This window comes from Curtobacterium sp. GD1, assembly GCF_020882855.1.
Lineage (GTDB): Bacteria > Actinomycetota > Actinomycetes > Actinomycetales > Microbacteriaceae > Curtobacterium.
Genome location: NZ_JAFEVQ010000038.1, coordinates 13,621 through 29,017 on the forward strand (window position 1 = coordinate 13,621; position 15,397 = coordinate 29,017).

At 71.8% G+C, this 15,397-nt stretch carries 14 protein-coding genes; 9 read left to right on the plus strand and 5 right to left on the minus strand.

All coding sequences use genetic code 11. The features are described 5' to 3' along the window. Nucleotides 1–6: 6 nt before the first annotated feature. Both JSX79_RS16320 and JSX79_RS16325 read right to left on the minus strand, forming a co-directional pair. On the minus strand, nucleotides 7–1,320 hold the full coding sequence (locus JSX79_RS16320; protein WP_217647243.1) for an MFS transporter: 1,314 nt from the start codon (nucleotides 1,318–1,320) through the stop codon (nucleotides 7–9). A 28-nt stretch (nucleotides 1,321–1,348) separates the two neighbouring features. Next, nucleotides 1,349–2,485, minus strand: coding sequence for a zinc-binding dehydrogenase (locus JSX79_RS16325; RefSeq protein ID WP_071295623.1), 1,137 nt, complete (start codon nucleotides 2,483–2,485; stop codon nucleotides 1,349–1,351). A 105-nt stretch (nucleotides 2,486–2,590) separates the two neighbouring features. On the opposite strand from JSX79_RS16325, the gene JSX79_RS16330 reads away from it, so the two are divergent. Next, nucleotides 2,591–3,397 carry a GolD/DthD family dehydrogenase gene (locus JSX79_RS16330; protein WP_229087153.1) on the plus strand — a complete coding sequence of 269 codons (807 nt, stop codon included), beginning with the start codon at nucleotides 2,591–2,593 and terminating at the stop codon, nucleotides 3,395–3,397. A 25-nt stretch (nucleotides 3,398–3,422) separates the two neighbouring features. Beyond that, on the plus strand, nucleotides 3,423–4,385 hold the full coding sequence (locus JSX79_RS16335; RefSeq protein WP_070418254.1) for a sugar-binding transcriptional regulator: 963 nt from the start codon (nucleotides 3,423–3,425) through the stop codon (nucleotides 4,383–4,385). Between the two features lie 72 nt (nucleotides 4,386–4,457). Here the strand turns inward: JSX79_RS16335 and JSX79_RS16340 are convergent, their stop codons facing one another. Further along, entirely contained in the window at nucleotides 4,458–4,982 is a 525-nt protein-coding gene (locus tag JSX79_RS16340) for a DinB family protein (RefSeq protein ID WP_229087154.1), read from the minus strand. Between the two features lie 189 nt (nucleotides 4,983–5,171). On the opposite strand from JSX79_RS16340, the gene JSX79_RS16345 reads away from it, so the two are divergent. Continuing rightward, nucleotides 5,172–6,692, plus strand: a complete 1,521-nt coding sequence (locus JSX79_RS16345; protein WP_071295626.1) for an MFS transporter — start codon at nucleotides 5,172–5,174, stop codon at nucleotides 6,690–6,692. Between the two features lie 178 nt (nucleotides 6,693–6,870). On the opposite strand, the gene JSX79_RS16350 is transcribed toward JSX79_RS16345, so the two are convergent. Beyond that, nucleotides 6,871–7,893, minus strand: a complete 1,023-nt coding sequence (locus tag JSX79_RS16350; RefSeq protein ID WP_229087155.1) for a GTP-binding protein — start codon at nucleotides 7,891–7,893, stop codon at nucleotides 6,871–6,873. Between the two features lie 61 nt (nucleotides 7,894–7,954). On the opposite strand from JSX79_RS16350, the gene ykgO reads away from it, so the two are divergent. Beyond that, on the plus strand, nucleotides 7,955–8,077 hold the full coding sequence (gene ykgO / locus JSX79_RS16355; protein ID WP_229087156.1) for a type B 50S ribosomal protein L36: 123 nt from the start codon (nucleotides 7,955–7,957) through the stop codon (nucleotides 8,075–8,077). A 28-nt stretch (nucleotides 8,078–8,105) separates the two neighbouring features. After that, nucleotides 8,106–8,762, plus strand: coding sequence for a histidine phosphatase family protein (locus JSX79_RS16360; RefSeq protein ID WP_070418258.1), 657 nt, complete (start codon nucleotides 8,106–8,108; stop codon nucleotides 8,760–8,762). 69 nt (nucleotides 8,763–8,831) lie between these two features. Here JSX79_RS16360 and JSX79_RS16365 read toward each other — a convergent pair whose 3' ends face one another. Continuing rightward, a complete protein-coding gene (locus JSX79_RS16365; RefSeq protein WP_071294593.1) occupies nucleotides 8,832–10,574 on the minus strand; it encodes a glycerol-3-phosphate dehydrogenase/oxidase in 1,743 nt (580 codons plus the stop codon). Between the two features lie 180 nt (nucleotides 10,575–10,754). Here JSX79_RS16365 and JSX79_RS16370 point away from each other — a divergent pair, with 180 nt between their 5' ends. The 4 genes from JSX79_RS16370 (at nucleotide 10,755) to ald (ending at nucleotide 15,373) form a co-directional block, all read left to right on the plus strand. Next, nucleotides 10,755–11,717 (plus strand): sugar-binding transcriptional regulator, encoded by a 963-nt coding sequence (locus JSX79_RS16370; protein WP_022905765.1) that lies wholly within the window; start codon nucleotides 10,755–10,757, stop codon nucleotides 11,715–11,717. 50 nt (nucleotides 11,718–11,767) lie between these two features. Next, nucleotides 11,768–12,754, plus strand: a complete 987-nt coding sequence (locus JSX79_RS16375; protein WP_229087157.1) for an AraC family transcriptional regulator — start codon at nucleotides 11,768–11,770, stop codon at nucleotides 12,752–12,754. Nucleotides 12,755–12,763: 9 nt separating this feature from the next. Further along, nucleotides 12,764–14,152, plus strand: a complete 1,389-nt coding sequence (locus tag JSX79_RS16380; protein ID WP_229087158.1) for an FAD-binding oxidoreductase — start codon at nucleotides 12,764–12,766, stop codon at nucleotides 14,150–14,152. A gap of 120 nt (nucleotides 14,153–14,272) precedes the next feature. Then, entirely contained in the window at nucleotides 14,273–15,373 is a 1,101-nt protein-coding gene (gene ald / locus JSX79_RS16385) for an alanine dehydrogenase (RefSeq protein ID WP_229087159.1), read from the plus strand. Nucleotides 15,374–15,397: the final 24 nt, after the last annotated feature.

Genomic DNA, 15,397 nt, shown 5'->3' on the forward strand with positions numbered 1-15,397 from the left:
CGGGGTTCAGTGTCCTCGGTCTCCCTGCGGGACCTTGAGGAAGTGGATCATCACGAACGCGCAGGCGTACAGGCCGACGAACGTCCAGGTCACGGCCTGGCCGCCACCGCCCAGCGCGAGCACCGCGGCGACGACGCCCGTGCCGAGGAACGCGGCTCCGCCGGCGGCGGTGGTGTACATCGCCATCGCGGCACCCTTGTGCTCGGGGGCGAGCGCCGGCATGATCGCGCCCATCGGGACGAAGCCCGCGAGCAGGCAGCCGAACACGCAGCCGGCGACGACGGAGAGCACGTAGCCCCAGTCGGACCCGGCGGGGACGAGCTGCGGGACGTACCACCAGGCGATGAGCCCGAGCGCGGACCCGACGATGCCGAACCACTTGACGGTGCGCTGCCAGCCGATCTTGTCGCCGACCCAGCCGAACAGGGCGTTCACGAGGATGTTCGTCGCGTAGACGCACACCGTCATGAGCAGCCACCGGCTCTGGCCCCAGCCGCGCTCGTTCGCGATCACGGCCGGGAGGATGACGAACATGCCGAACTCCGGCGCGGTGTTGATCAGACGGACGAGGAAGCCCATCAGGATCTTCGGTCGCGTGGCCGTCAGGCGGATGCCGCTCGTCAGCACGCGCCAGGCGCTCTCGCCCTCCGGTGCGATGCGGGAGAACCCGTTCGGCAGGCGCACCCCGAACAGCAGGATGAGGAACCCGATCACGACGAGGCCGATCGAGGCGATCATCGCGCCGGTCTCACCGACCGTGCCGCCGCCGAACACCGGGATGGCGCCGATCGCGAAGAGCGAGCCGAGCGTGGGCAGGCCGCCGGTGAAGGCGACGTAGAACCAGCCGACGGCCGAGCCGTTGCGCTCCACGGGCGTCGTGATGTTCACCCAGACCAGGAACGCGAAGGCGAACAGCGGGTACCCGAAGCCGCGGATCGCGTAGGCGACGGCGGCGAACGGCACGCTGCCGAGTCCGAGGGCGATGAGGAACAGGACCTCGAACACGACCCAGACGGCGAACCCGAGGATCATCACCCGTCGCGGACCGACCAGGTCGGCGAGTGCGCCGGAGACGTAGCTCCCCACCAGGGCGGCGAGGCTGTAGAACGTGACGATCGTCGCGACCGTGGCCTCGGGGGAGCCGAGGACCGCGACCATGTGCGGCGTGATGAAGTTCGACTCGACGCCGTTGCCGGTCATGAAGACCAGGACGGCGAGGAAGCCGAGGGCGAGCGGGCGGGGGATGCCCATCTTGTCGAGCCGGCCCTCGGTGCGGGGCATCGTCGGCGCACCGGTGGCGCGCTGTGTCGTCGTTGACATGCTTGCTGACTCCTGTGGTGGCTGCGGCTCAGGCCTGCAGGGACGGGATGATCGAGACCTTGACGCTCGCGCCCGCGGAGTCGCCGACGAGGTCGAGGGCTTCCTGGAAGCGCTCGAGCGGGAACTGGTGCGTGCAGATCTCCGACATCGGCAGGGTCTCGGCCTCGAGCAGCTTGATCGCCGCCGGCCAGGTGTGCGGGCCGAGGTGGGCACCGCGGACGTCGAGCTCCTTGTCGTCCGAGATGATCGACCAGTCGACGGACACGTTGTCCTTGAAGACCGAGTACTCGACGAACGTGCCGAGCTTGCGGAGCAGGTTGAGGCCCTGCGGGACCGCGGACGGGTGCCCGGTCGCCTCGATGTAGACGTCGGCGCCGTACCCGTCGGTGAGTTCCTTGACCCGGGCGACCGCGTCGTCCTGGGCGATGTTGATCGTGATGTCGGCACCGACCTTGCGTGCGAGTTCGAGCTTGTCCTCGACGACGTCGAGCGCGATGATCCGCAGCGGGTTCTTCTGGCGGGCACCGGCGATCGCGGAGAGCCCGATCGGCCCGGCGCCTGCGATGACGACGGTGTCGCCGAACTTGATGTCGCCCCGCTCGACGGCGTGGAACGCGCACGAGAGCGGTTCGGCGAACGCGGCGACCTGCCCGGGGAGAGCGCTCGACACCGGGTGGGTCAGGGCCTTCGCCGGCACCAGGACGTACTCGGCCATCGCGCCGTCGTAGCCCTTGAAGCCGAACATGTCGTGCACGTTGCACATCCAGTACGCGCCCTCGAGGCAGTAGCGGCACTCCCAGCACGGCACGATCTGCTCGCAGGCGATCCGGTCACCCACGGACACCCCGCGCTTGGTGAGGGCCGCGTCGTCACCGGCGACGATCGTGCCGACGAACTCGTGTCCGGGGATCCGGTCCTTCTCAGCCCAGGCGGGGCGGTTCTCGTCGCCCCAGAACTTCGCGGCGCCGTGGTAGCACTTCAGGTCGCTCGCGCAGATGCCGACGGCGTCGGTGCGGAGCAGGAGTTCGCCGGGTCCGGGGGTCGGGACGGGGCGGGTCTCGAGGCGGTAGTCCTCGGGACCATGGACCACGACGGCTCGCATCGTGGTCGGGATCTCGGTGGGCGTCGCGGCCGTGGTGGTCGCGTTCTCGGTCGTCGTCGACATGAGCTGCTCCTTCGTCGGGGTGCTTCGGCGACGACTGTACACCCCGCGGAACGTTTGTCCAGAACACAATTTCTGGTACGGTCGGCACAACGCAAGGGAGCGAACATGACCACCGACTTCGCCGCAGCCCTCCGACCGGGCCCGGACACGATCGACCTGACGAACGACTTCAGCGGCCGCACGGCGGTGGTCACGGGCGGTGCGTCCGGCATCGGCAACGCGATCGCCGTGGCCCTCGCGTCCCGCGGTGCCCGGGTCGCCATCGTCGACGTGCGGGCGGACGGCGCAGCAGCCGCCGCGGCAGCGCTGCCGACCGCCGGCGCACCGGCCCACCTCGGCCTCGGCTGCGACGTCACGGACGAGACGTCGGTGGCCCGCGCGGTCGCCGCCGTCACCGGTGCCGCCGGCCGGATCGACGTCCTCGTGAACTGCGCCGGCGTCGCGCTGCTCGCCCCCGCCGAGGACCTCGACCCCGGTGCCTGGGCCACGACCATCGACGTCAACCTCACCGGCACCTACCGGGTCGCCCAGGCCGTCGGGCGGCACATGCTCGCCGCCGGGTACGGCCGGATCGTGAACATCGCCTCGCAGGCAGCGCACGTCGGCATCGACGGCCACGCGGCGTACTGCGCGTCGAAGGCCGGTGTCATCGGGCTCACCCGCGTACTCGCGCTCGAGTGGGGCGGACGGGGCGTCACCGTCAACACCGTGTCGCCGACGGTCGTGCTGACCGACCTCGGCCGCGGGGCGTGGGCGAACGAGAAGGGCCTGCGCCACCAGGACGAGATCCCCACCGGACGGTTCGCGACACCCGACGAGATCGCCGCCGCCGTCCTGTTCCTCGCCGGGGAGTCGAGCGCCATGGTGAACGGCGCCGACCTCCGCGTGGACGGCGGGTTCACGATCCGCTGACGCGTGCCAGGGCTACGATCGCCCCATGTCCGCCGAGAACCCCGCCGCCGAGGGTGCCCGGACCCGCTTCCCGCTCGACACCGTCTACCAGGCCGCGCGGATGTACTACCTCGAGGACGCCACCCAGGTCGAGATCGCCTCGCGCCTCGGGGTGTCCCGTCCGACGGTCAGCCGGCTCGTCGCCGAGGCGCGGAAGGCCGGCCTGGTCCGGATCGAGGTCGTCGACCCGTTCCAGGACGAGACCGTCGCGCTCGCCGAGCGGCTGCAGGTGGTGCTGGGACTCCGTGCCGTGCACCTCGCCGCGGTGACGCACACCGCCACGCTCGGCGCCGACCTCGCCGCCCCGCTCGCCGCCGCGGTCGAGGGGATGGGCCTCGTGCCGGGTGACGCCGTGCTCATGTCGTCGGGTCGGACGGTGTACGACGTCGCGCACGCCGGCATGCCGCAGCTGCCGGGCGTGCAGCTCGTCCCGACGGTCGGCGGGCAGGCCGACCCGATGCCGTGGTTCCAGACGAACGAGATCACCCGCGCCGCCGCCGAGCACTCCGGCGCGATCCCGGCGTTCCTGTTCGCGCAGGCCCTGCCGTCACCGGCGATGCGGTCCTCGCTCGACGAGGACCCGGCGTTCCAGCACGTCGTCGGCCTGTGGGGTCGGGCGAAGGGCGCCATCCTCGGCATCGGCGCGCCGACCCCGACCCGCGACGCACTCGCGCGGGGCGTCCCGGTCGAGGACGCCGTCTTCGACCAGGCGGCGGGTGACGTCTGCCTCAACTTCTACGCCGCGGACGGCTCGGCGATCGAGTTCCCGGGCAGCGACCGGATGGTGCGCACCTCCCGCGAGGTCCTCTCCGCCGTCCCGCACGCGATCGGCGTCGCGGTCGGTGCCGCGAAGGTGTCGAGCATCGTCGGGGCCGTCCGCGGGCGTCTCGTCAACGAGCTGGTCACCGACGCGGCCACGGCGCGCGCCCTGCTGGACGCGCTCGCCTGAGCGGTCCCCACCTGTGGGCCTGGAGGCGCGGTGCGGGCCCGCACCGCGCCTCCAGGCCCACAGGTGGTGCGTCTACTGCGTGCGCCGAACGTCCCACAAGTGGTGCACCGGGTCGTGCGCGTAGTACGTGGCGAGCGTGGCGATGGTGAACGCGCTGCCGTCCGACCGGAGGCCGGTGCGTCCCAGCTGGTCCTCCCGCACGTCGTCGAATGCACGGGCAGCACGGTGCGCCGCCTCGCCGAGCTCCCGCACGACGGTGGCGGGGTCCTGCTCGCCGTAGCGGTCCTCGACGGCCGTGGCGTCCTGGTCCCAGTTCGGGAAGGTCGGGGCGTCCTCGGTGAGCATGAGCGTCAACCGCTCTGCCATCTTCCGGTGGACGTCACGCACGTGCGCGGCGTACTCGAGCGGTGACCAGGTGTGGTCGTCGGGGCGGTCGCGCACGTCCGCACGGTCGAGGACCGCCGTCCACGCCGAGGTGTTCGCGTCGATGATCCCCGGGACGTCGCGGATCGTGACCGTGCTGCCGTCGTAGCCGCACTCGGGGCACGCGGACTCGATGACCCACGTCCAGTTCTTCGTCTCGGGTTCGATCGCCATGGCTGGATGTTATGGCCTCGTTACCGTCCGCCCCGATCCGCGTGCCCGAGGCGATCGGCGCTGACCCCCGTTCGGGTGACACGCCGGTTCCTGTGAATCACCGGCCAATGACATTTCGGTTGCTCGGTAACGTCGTCCGCTGTTCCCGGGCCGGTACCCGTCGGCCCGCCGATCCTCGAGGAGAGATGCATGGGCTCCGATCCCAGCAGTACCCCCACCCGACCGCACCGACGCCTGCGCGAGAGCGACGTCACCGTGGTCGACAAGAGCATGATGCGCCGTGCCGTCAGCGGCATGGTCGTCGGCAACACCATGGAGTGGTACGACGTCGGCGTCTACGGCTACCTGGCCGTCACGATGGGGAAGGTCTTCCTCCCCACGGCCGAACCCTCGGTCCAGATCCTGTTCAGCCTCGGTGTCTTCGCGGCGACGTACATCGCCCGGCCGCTCGGCGGCATCGTGTTCGGTCGTCTCGGCGACCGCATCGGGCGGCAGAAGGTCCTCGCGACGACGCTCATCATGATGGCGGCGTCCACGTTCCTCATCGGGGCGCTGCCCGCCTACGCCACGATCGGGGTGTTCGCGCCGATCGTCCTCGTCGTGCTGAAGCTCGCGCAGGGCTTCTCGACCGGCGGTGAGTACGCCGGGGCGACGACGTTCGTGACCGAGTACGCGCCGGACCGCCGCCGCGGCTTCTTCGCCAGCATCCTCGACTTCGGCAGCTACCTGGGCTTCGCGCTCGGGGCCACCGTCGTGTCGGTGCTGCAGCTCACCCTGGGCGAGGAGGCGATGACCGCCTACGGCTGGCGCTTCCCGTTCCTCGCCGCCGGGGTGATCGGCGTCGTCGCGATCTACTTCCGCCTGCGCATCGAGGAGTCGCCGGTGTTCCAGGCCACCCAGGCCGCGCAGGAGGCCGCGTCCGAGACCCGTGCCTCGCTGTCCGGGGAGCGCCCGGCGAACGTGTTCGTCATGGTCCGCGACCACTGGCGCCCGATCGTCATCGCCGTGATGCTCGTCGCCGCGTCGAACACCGTCGGGTACGCGCTGACCTCGTACATGCCGACGTACCTCACCGACTCGCTCGGCTACTCGGCGCTCGACGGCACGCTGCTCACCATCCCGGTGCTCGTGCTGCTCGCGGTGATGCTCCCGCTCACGGGCAAGCTGTCCGACAAGCTCGGCCGTCGCGTCGTGATGTGGATCGGTGCCGCGACCACCGTCGTGCTCGTCGTCCCGGCGTTCCTGCTGATCGGGCACGGCGCGCAGTGGTCGACGCTCGCCGGGCTCGGGCTCCTCGCGCTCATGACGGCGCTGTGGGTCTCGAACCAGGCGGCCTCGCTGCCGGCGCTGTTCCCGACGTCGACCCGGTACGGCGGCATGGGGTTCGCCTACAACATCGCGATCGCGGTGTTCGGCGGGACCACGCCCCTCATCGTGCAGGCCCTGCTCACGGCGACGGGCGACGAGCTCGCGCCGGCGTACTTCCTGATGGCGATGAGCGTCGTCGGGGCGATCGGGGTGTTCTGCATGAAGGAGTCCTCGCGACGCCCGCTGCCGGGGTCGATGCCGGCGGTGGAGACCGCTGAGGAGGCCCGCGAGCTCGTCCTCACGCAGGACACGAACCCGAACCTCGACCTGGGGGACCTGCCGTTCGCCGCCGAGGACGCTGCCCGCCGTGCGCGCGAGCGGGAGATGAGCGCGGTGCGCTGACGTGGCCCGCTGACGCGACCACGGACGGGAGGCGCGGTGCGGGTCCGACCCGCACCGCGCCTCCCGTGCGTGCGTGCGTCTGTGCGCATGGTGCGACGTTGCACCAGTCGATCGACGTGTGTCTCGTCGGATGATGCGCGCGCACTGACCGAGCGCGCACCCGCACCCGCCGCGGGCGTCACTCGTGCCGGTGCTCCTCGGACGGGTCGAGCGCCGGCCACACCGGGAACGGGTCGACCCACGTGCGCCACACCTCCGGCCCCGCGAGCAGCTCGTCCGACGTGAGGAGCGCCCCGTCCAGCGCCCGCTCGATGGCCGGCACGTCCAACCGCTCGCCGACGAACCAGAGCGCCTGCCCGATCGGCGCGTCCGCGTCCCACGACGGGTTCGCGGTCGGGTCGAGCGCCAGCATCGCCCCGAGGCTCGACCACGACCCAACGTGGTCCGGCCGGGAGGCGAGCCGGAAGAACCCACGGGACCGCAGCACCCGGCCGTTCCGCCCCGCGGTCAGCTCCCGTTCGATCACCGACGCGAGGCGGCCGGGGTGGAAGGGCAGCGGCTCCCGGTAGCGCAGCGCGACCAGGCCGTCCCGCGGGTCCCGTCCGACCGAGCCCGAGAGTGCGCGCATCCATCCCGCTCCCTGGGCGAGGACCCGCGCCGCTCCGCCGTTCGACGCGGGCAGGTCGGCCGCGCTCCGGATCGACGAGAGCGCCACGACGACCGCCTGCGGGGCCAACCGGTGGAGCAGCGCGAGCAGTCCGCGGCGGCGCCCCAGCGGCACCGGGCCGACCCGGTCGAGGACGATCACCGTGGCGTACTCGACGAGCGACGCCACGCGGTCGGCCGCGACGAACGCGTCGTCGACCTCGGACCAGAGCAGGTGCGCCACGTCGTCCGCGCGCAGCACGCTCACCACGTGGCGGAGCACCCGGTCGTCGCCGGTCTCCGCGCGCGCGGCGTTGGCGAGCATCATCCCCACCGCACGCGTGTCGGCACCCGGCGGGAGCGTGACGACGAGCCCGTGGTCGGCATCCGGCCCGCAGACCCGGTCGAGGTGCTCGGCGCGGTCGGCGACGGCTCGGACCGCGGCGACGGCGTTCGCGGGCGCGTGCATCCGGTGACCGGTCGCGAGCCGGACGGCCACGCGGTCGGCGTCGACGTCGTGCAGGGCGGAGACGAGGGTGATGGCGGCGGGACGCATGTCGGCTAATGTACATGATCATCGTTCTCAACAATGAGGACACCGACGCAGGAGGTCGCTCGTGAAGGTCCGCAACTCGCTCAAGGCGCTCAAGAAGATCCCGGGGTCGCAGGTGGTCCGCCGCCGCGGCCGTGTCTACGTCATCAACAAGCGGAACCCCCGGTGGAACACCCGGCAGGGGTGACGTCACCGGCGTTCCGTAGGGTGGCTCCATGCGACTGCTGCTCATCCGCCACGGCCAGACCCCAGCGAACGTGAACGGCGTGCTCGACGCCGTCGTCCCCGGACCGGGCCTGACCGAACTCGGGCAGCAGCAGGCCGATGCCCTGCCGGCAGCCCTCGCCGACCGGGGGATCGAGCGGCTGTTCGTCTCGACGATGGTCCGCACGCAGATCACCGCGGCGCCCCTCGCCACGTCGCTCGGCCTCGAGCCGGTGGTGCTGCCGGGCCTCCGCGAGATCGAGGCCGGCGACACCCAGGGCAAGCGCGACCAGGTGTCCGTGCAGACGTACATCTCGACCGTGCACGGCTGGTCGCTCGGGGACCGCACCACCCGGATGCCCGGCGCCGAGAGCGGGACCGAGTTCTTCGCGCGCTACGACGACGCGGTCCGGCAGATCCTCGAGACCGGCGTCGACGTGGCGGCCGCGGTCAGCCACGGAGCGGCCATCCGGACGTGGGCGAGTGCCGCGGCCGACAACACGCCGGACCACTTCGGCACGAAGCGCCACCTCGAGAACACCGGGATCGTCGAGCTCGAGGGGTCGTTCGACGACGGCTGGCGCCTCGTCGACTGGGAGGGCGAGCCCGTCGGCGGCGAGCAGCTCATCGACCGGACGGCGCAGGACCCGACCGGCGAGCGGTTCTGACGCGACCAGCAGACAGGCGGGAGGCGCGGTGCCAGCCGGCACCGCGCCTCCCGTCCGAGGGGGCGACCGTTACGCGAGCTGCGAGGCGGACGTCAGCGGCACGATCACCCGGTGCGCTTCGCGCAGGACGTCGAGCGTCTGCTGGACCTCGTCCGCACGCTCCTCGGGCGTCCAGCCGAGCGACCCGGCGAGCACGTCGGCCAGCTCGTCGAGCAGGTCGATCGTGACGCCGCCGACGAACGCGAGGTTCGTGCGGCGCAGCACCACGTCGACCAGGTGCACGGCCTGCTCGTGCTCCGCGAAGTACGCGACCTCGGCGCGGGTCAGCGCCGGGTCCGACTCGAGGGGCTCGACCGGTCCGTCGACCAGGACGTCGACGACCTCGGCGGCACGGGTGCCGTAGCGCTCGAGCAGCCCCTCGACGACGGACGCGTCGAGACCGTCGCGGTGCGACTTGATCCAGAGGGCGCGCTGGGCGTCCGTGGTCGGGAAGTCCTTGCCGCCGCCGATCGCCATGCCGGTCGTGTCGACCGTCCGGGTGATGCCGAGCTTCGTCGTGACGTCGGTGGAGAGGTGCGCGGCGAGGGCGCGGAACGTGGTCCACTTGCCGCCGACGAGCGACAGCACCGTGGTCCGCGGCAGTCCGGCGATCGGGGTGTCCACGATCCGGTAGTCACGCGAGACGAAGCCGGGGGCGGTGTCCTCGTGACGGGGGAGCGGGCGGATGCCCGAGTAGCTGTAGACGATGTGGTCGCGGGTGAGCGCGATCTGCGGGAAGACGTGCTCCACCAGGCCGAAGAAGTAGTCGATCTCCTCGTCGGTGGTGGTGACGGGCTTCGCCGGGTCGGCGTCGATGTCCGTCGTGCCGATGAGCACCCGGCCCTTGAGCGGGTAGATGAGCACGATGCGGCCGTCGTTGTTCTCGAAGAAGAGCTCTCGGCCCTTCGTCGCCTCGAGCAGCTCGGGGTTGTCGACGACGATGTGGGAGCCCTTCGTGCCGCCCATGAACTTCGTCTCGCCGCCGAACGCCTGGTTCGTGAGGTCGGTCCAGGGGCCGGACGCGTTCACGACGACGTCCGCCGTGAAGACGAACTCCTCGCCGGTCTCACGGTCACGGAGCAGGACGCCACCGTCGCGGGTCCCGGCGGCCTCGACGTAGTTCACCGCACGGGCGGTCGACGCCGAGCCCTCACCCGTCCCCGCGGCGAGTCCGTCCTTGAGCACGTCGAGCGCCAGGCGCTCCGGCTCGTGCACCGAGGCGTCGTAGTAGGTACCCGTGTACTTGAGGTCCTTGTTGAGCGCCGGCATGTCCGCGAGCGCGGCCTTCTTCGTGAGGAAGCGGTGCTTCGGGACCGAACCGCCGTCGCGCGAGAAGGAGTCGTAGATCGTCATGCCGATCTTGATGAGCGCGGCACCGCGCTCCTTCGTCGAGCGCTGCTTGTGCGTGAGCATCCGCAGCGGGGCGTTCATGATGCCCGAGAAGGTCGAGAAGATCGGCATCGTGGTCTGCAGCGGCTTGACGTAGTGCGGGGCGATGCGGATGAGGCCGTTGCGCTCCTGCACGCTCTCGCGGACGAGGCGGAACTCGCCGTTCTCGAGGTACCGGATGCCGCCGTGGATCATGTGGCTCGACGCGGCGGACGCGCCCGAGGCGTAGTCGCCGCGCTCGACGAGGGCCACGTCGACCCCCTGCAGGGCGAGGTCGCGGAAGGTGGCGATGCCGTTGATGCCGCCACCGACCACGAGGACCTGTGCGTTCGGGCGCTCCGTGAGCGCGTTCACCGTGTTCCGGGGCTGCGTCTTCTTCGACATTGCTGCGTCGCTTCCTTCGTGGGTTCCGTGGTGGTTCGACATCGATCGTGCGCCTCCGTGAGAAGGCGGGCAACTCGCGTGCACGAACGTGCAGCACACGTGTCCGGACGGGCCGATCGAGGGTCGGGAGGCTCGACAGGGGTTGCAGAGGCCGTGCACGTCCGTGCATGCTCGGTTCCCATGAGTGACGCAGCGCAGCCCATGCGCACGCAGCAGGCGCTGCGCGCCGCGCATCTGTACTACCTGCAGGACCTGACGATGGACGCGATCGCCGACGAGCTCGGCACCTCGCGGTCGTCGGTCTCCCGCCTGCTGAAGTACGCGCGGGACACCGGACTCGTCGACATCCAGATCCGCTCGCCCCTCGACCAGGCCGCGGCGCTCAGCCGGAGCATCCGATCGCGCTTCGGGGTGCACGCGCACGTCGTGCCGGTGCCGGACCACACGAGCGACGTCGACCGACTCGAACGCGTCGCGCTGTCCGCTGCGCGCATCCTGACGCAGTACGTCGAGTCGAACATGGTGATCGGGATCTCGTGGGGCTCGACCGTCAGCGCGGTGAGCCGCTACCTCGTGCCGAAGACCACGCACGGCTCCACGGTGGTGCAGATCAACGGCGCCGCGAACACCCGGACGACGGGCATCGTCTACGCGTCCGAGATCCTGCGGCGGTTCGGCGAGGCGTACGGCGCGTTCGTGCAGCAGTTCCCGGTCCCGGCGTTCTTCGACGACCCGGCCACGAAGCAGGCGCTCTTCCGGGAGCGTTCGATCCGCCGGGTGCTCGACCTGCACGAGCGCATGGACCTCGTCGTCTTCGGTGTCGGAGCGCCCCAGGCCCCGGTCCCCTCGCACGTGTACTCCGGCGGGTACCTCGACCCGTCCGACCGCGACGAGCTGACCAAGGCCCAGGTCGTCGGTGACGTCTCGACGGTGTTCTACCGCGCGGACGGCTCGTGGAAGGACATCGGGGTGAACGCCCGAGCCGGGGCTCCGGACCTCGACACGATCAAGCGTGCGCCGCGCCGGGTCTGCGTCGTGGCCGGACGCTCGAAGGCCGCGTCGCTGAAGGGCGCCCTCGCCGCCGGGTTGATCACCGACCTCATCCTCGACGAGAGCGTCGGGCAGGCGATCCTGCAGCCCTGACCCCGGGGGTGCGGTCCCGATTGTCGGTGGTGCCCCGTAGGTTCTCGACCATGGTTGCCACGATGGACACCCGCCACTCCGGTGGCGCCTGCAGCGTCGGGGACACGCGGTACTCGCGGCGGATCGCGGGCACCGACGTCGACCAGGCGCTCGCCTTCTTCACCGGGGACTACGACTTCCGCTCGCCCGCGGTCCGGCGGACCCACCGCGACACCCGCTGGGACTTCGCCGGCGTGGGCGACGAGCTGTTGTCGCTCCGGTCCTCGCGCTTCCTGGTCGACCTGCGGAGCGACAGCCGTGTCGACGACGCGTTCCTGGTCGCCTGGATGCGCAGCGGGTCGAGCACGATCACGTACGGCGGGAACTCCCACGAGCTCGAACCGGGCGTCCCGGTCGTGCTGCCCTTCGCCGACACGTACGAGCTGCACCACCGCGACATCGGCCTCAACCTCGTGCACCTCGACGCGGGGTTCCTCCGCTCGGTCGTCGGCGAGGACGAGTTCGCGTTCGAAGCGCTCCGCCGCCCGACCGCCGACGGCATGCGGGCCTGGCAGTCGGTCGTGCGGGCGTACTCGTCGACCTGGCTGGACGTCGGGCACGAGCTCACCGCGGTCGCCCGGCGGGACATCGCCGAGGCGTTCGCCACCGCGGCGGTCGCGGCCTTCCCCGAGCGGAGCCGCTGGCGCACGACGGTCACCGGCAGCGGGCCCGAGCACGAGCGGGTCCGCCGTGCGCTCGAGTACGTCCACGAGCACGCGCGCGACGCGATCGGGACGCCGGAGATCGCCGCGGCGGCGGGGCTCAGCCCGCGCGGCCTGCAGCAGTCCCTCCGCCGGCACCTCGACCAGACGCCGGGCGACCTGCTCCGCGGCGTCCGGCTCGACGGTGCCCGTGCCGACCTGCTGCGCGGCGACCGTGACGACACCTCGGTGGCCGACATCGCCAGGGCGTGGGGCTTCGGCCACCTCGGTCGCTTCTCGGCCACGTACCGCGCACGGTTCGGGGAACTGCCGAGCGAGTCCCTCCGCGCTCGGTAGCGTGGCGGGATGGACACCGTCGTCACCGCCCTCCGTTCCGCGCTCGCCGATCCGGACGGCGTGGTCGTCCGGACGGAGCGCGGTGTGCTCGACGCGGCACGGACGGACAAGTCCGGCTGGATCGCCCCGGGTGGGCCCGTCGCCGTGGTCGACGCCCGGACGGTCGAGGACGTGCAGGCGACCCTCCGGACGTGCTCCGGCCTCGGCGTCCCGGTCGTCCCGCGCGGCGCCGGCACCGGGCTGGCGGGCGGGGCGAACGGCACCGAGGGCACCGTCGTCCTGAGCGTGGCGCGCATGGACCGCATCGTCTCGGTCTCGACGGAGGACGAGTACGCGGTGGTGGAGCCCGGCGTGCTGAACGGCGACCTGAACGCGGCCGTCGCTGAACACGGCCTGCGGTTCGCGCCCGACCCGGCGAGTGCGGCCATCGCGAGCGTCGGCGGGAACATCGCCACGAACGCCGGCGGCCTGCGGTGCGTGAAGTACGGCGTCACGAGAGAGGCAGTGCTCGGCCTCGACGTCGTCCTCGCGGACGGGCGGCTCGTCGCCACCGGGCACCGCACCGTCAAGGGCGTCACCGGCCTCGACCTCACGGCGCTGCTCGTCGGGTCGGAGGGCACGCTCGGGGTGATCGTCGGCGCGACCGTCCGGCTCGTGCCGATCCCGGCGGGGGAGCCGGCCACCCTCGGCGCCGTCTACCCGACCGTCGAGGCCGCCGCCCGCGCCGCAGCGTCCGTCGTCGCCGGGGCGGAGCGTCCGTCGACGGTCGAACTGCTCGACGCCGCCGCACTCGAGGGGATCGCGGCCCACCTCGGGCCGCAGGTGATCGCCGAGACGGTGGGGAGCACCGCGGCGGGCGGGGTGTTCCTCCTCGTGGAGTACGACGGGCCGGGTGCGACGGAGGCGGCGCTGGGAGCCGTGCCGCGCCTCCAGGCCGAGGGCGGGACCGTGCACCTGGCCGGGTCGGCGGCGGAACGCGACCGCCTGCTGACGATCCGCCGGTCGTTCCACCCGGCCATGGAGGCGCGTGGCCGGGTCCTCATCGAGGACGTCGCGGTGCCGCGCAGTCGGCTCGCCGACATGTTCGCGCGCGTCGAGGCCATCGGGGAGCAGTACGGCATCGCCATCCCCACCGTCGCGCACGCCGGGGACGGCAACCTGCACCCGAACTTCGTGTTCGAGGGCGACGAGGTGCCGCAGCACGTGTGGGACGCGGCCGACGCGATGTTCCGGGCGGCGATCGAGCTCGGCGGGACGCTGACGGGGGAGCACGGCGTGGGGGTGCTCAAGCGGCGGTGGATCGGCGACGAGCTCGGCGACGACGTGCTCGAGCTGCAGCGGGGGATCCGACGGGTGTTCGACCCCGCGGGGATCCTCAACCCGGGCAAGGTGTTCTGACGCCGAATCTCGGCACACGGAACCGGGCCACATTGCTCAGATGTTCGGCCGAAACAGTCCTGTAACGAACCTCGGCGCATCGTGGGTGTCGAACGCGCACCGCCCACGAAGGAGTCAGTGATGCTGATCGGCGTCCCAACCGAAGTCAAGAACAACGAGTTCCGCGTCGCCGCGACACCCGCCGGTGTCGCCGAGCTGGCGCTGCACGGACACGAGGTGCTCGTGCAGTCCGGAGCCGGTGACGGGTCGTCCTTCCCGGACGCCGAGTACGCCGCGGCCGGGGCCACCATCGTCCCGACGGCCGCCGAGGTCTGGGCGCGCGCCGAGATGATCCTGAAGGTCAAGGAGCCGGTCGCCGCCGAGTACGCCTCGATCCGACCAGGGCAGGTCCTGTTCACCTACCTGCACCTCGCCGCGGACCGGCCGCTGACCGACGCGCTCGTCGAGTCCGGGGCGACGGCCATCGCGTACGAGACCGTGCAGCTGCCGGACCGGTCGCTGCCCCTGCTGTCACCGATGTCCGAGATCGCCGGGCGGTTGTCGGCGCAGGTCGGCGCGAACCACCTGATGCGGGCGAACGGCGGGCGCGGGCTCCTGCTCGGCGGTGTGCCCGGCACCCCGAAGGGCCGAGTCGTCGTGGTCGGCGGCGGGGTCGCGGGCGAGCACGCGGCGACGATGGCGCTCGGCCTCGGCGCCGAGGTCACCGTGTTCGACATCAGCCTGCCGCGCCTGCGTGCGCTGGACGCCCGGTTCGACGGACGCATCACGACGCTGCGGTCCTCGGCGCACGCGATCGCCTCGGCCCTGCGCGAGGCCGACCTCGTCATCGGGTCGGTGCTGATCCCCGGGGCCTCGGCGCCGAAGCTCGTGACCGATGCGATGGTGGCGGACATGCAGCCGGGGTCGGTGCTCGTCGACATCGCGATCGACCAGGGCGGGTGCTTCGAGGGATCGCACCCGACCACGCACGACGACCCGACGTTCGCCGTGCACGACACCGTCTTCTACTGCGTGGCGAACATGCCGGGAGCGGTGCCGCGCACCTCGACGATCTCGCTGACGAACGCGACGCTGCCGTACGCCGTGGCGATCGCGAACCAGGGGTGGGAGGCGGCGACCGCTGCCGACCCGGCCCTGGCGCTCGGGGTGAACGTGCACGCGGGGCAGGTCGTGAACGCCGCCGTGGCGGCGGCGCACGGCCTGGCGGCCGCGGCGCGCTGAGCGCGGGCGCGCGCGCGCTCAGCG

Excerpts from the sequence above, each read along its gene's own strand:
- JSX79_RS16320 (WP_217647243.1), bottom strand. The coding sequence starts at position 1,320 with ATGTCAACGACGACACAGCGCGCCACCGGTGCGCCGACGATGCCCCGC.
- JSX79_RS16325 (WP_071295623.1), bottom strand. The coding sequence starts at position 2,485 with ATGTCGACGACGACCGAGAACGCGACCACCACGGCCGCGACGCCCACC.
- JSX79_RS16330 (WP_229087153.1), top strand. The coding sequence starts at position 2,591 with ATGACCACCGACTTCGCCGCAGCCCTCCGACCGGGCCCGGACACGATC.
- JSX79_RS16335 (WP_070418254.1), top strand. The coding sequence starts at position 3,423 with ATGTCCGCCGAGAACCCCGCCGCCGAGGGTGCCCGGACCCGCTTCCCG.
- JSX79_RS16340 (WP_229087154.1), bottom strand. The coding sequence starts at position 4,982 with ATGGCGATCGAACCCGAGACGAAGAACTGGACGTGGGTCATCGAGTCC.
- JSX79_RS16345 (WP_071295626.1), top strand. The coding sequence starts at position 5,172 with ATGGGCTCCGATCCCAGCAGTACCCCCACCCGACCGCACCGACGCCTG.
- JSX79_RS16350 (WP_229087155.1), bottom strand. The coding sequence starts at position 7,893 with ATGCGTCCCGCCGCCATCACCCTCGTCTCCGCCCTGCACGACGTCGAC.
- JSX79_RS16360 (WP_070418258.1), top strand. The coding sequence starts at position 8,106 with ATGCGACTGCTGCTCATCCGCCACGGCCAGACCCCAGCGAACGTGAAC.
- JSX79_RS16365 (WP_071294593.1), bottom strand. The coding sequence starts at position 10,574 with ATGTCGAAGAAGACGCAGCCCCGGAACACGGTGAACGCGCTCACGGAG.
- JSX79_RS16370 (WP_022905765.1), top strand. The coding sequence starts at position 10,755 with ATGAGTGACGCAGCGCAGCCCATGCGCACGCAGCAGGCGCTGCGCGCC.
- JSX79_RS16375 (WP_229087157.1), top strand. The coding sequence starts at position 11,768 with ATGGTTGCCACGATGGACACCCGCCACTCCGGTGGCGCCTGCAGCGTC.
- JSX79_RS16380 (WP_229087158.1), top strand. The coding sequence starts at position 12,764 with ATGGACACCGTCGTCACCGCCCTCCGTTCCGCGCTCGCCGATCCGGAC.
- ald (WP_229087159.1), top strand. The coding sequence starts at position 14,273 with ATGCTGATCGGCGTCCCAACCGAAGTCAAGAACAACGAGTTCCGCGTC.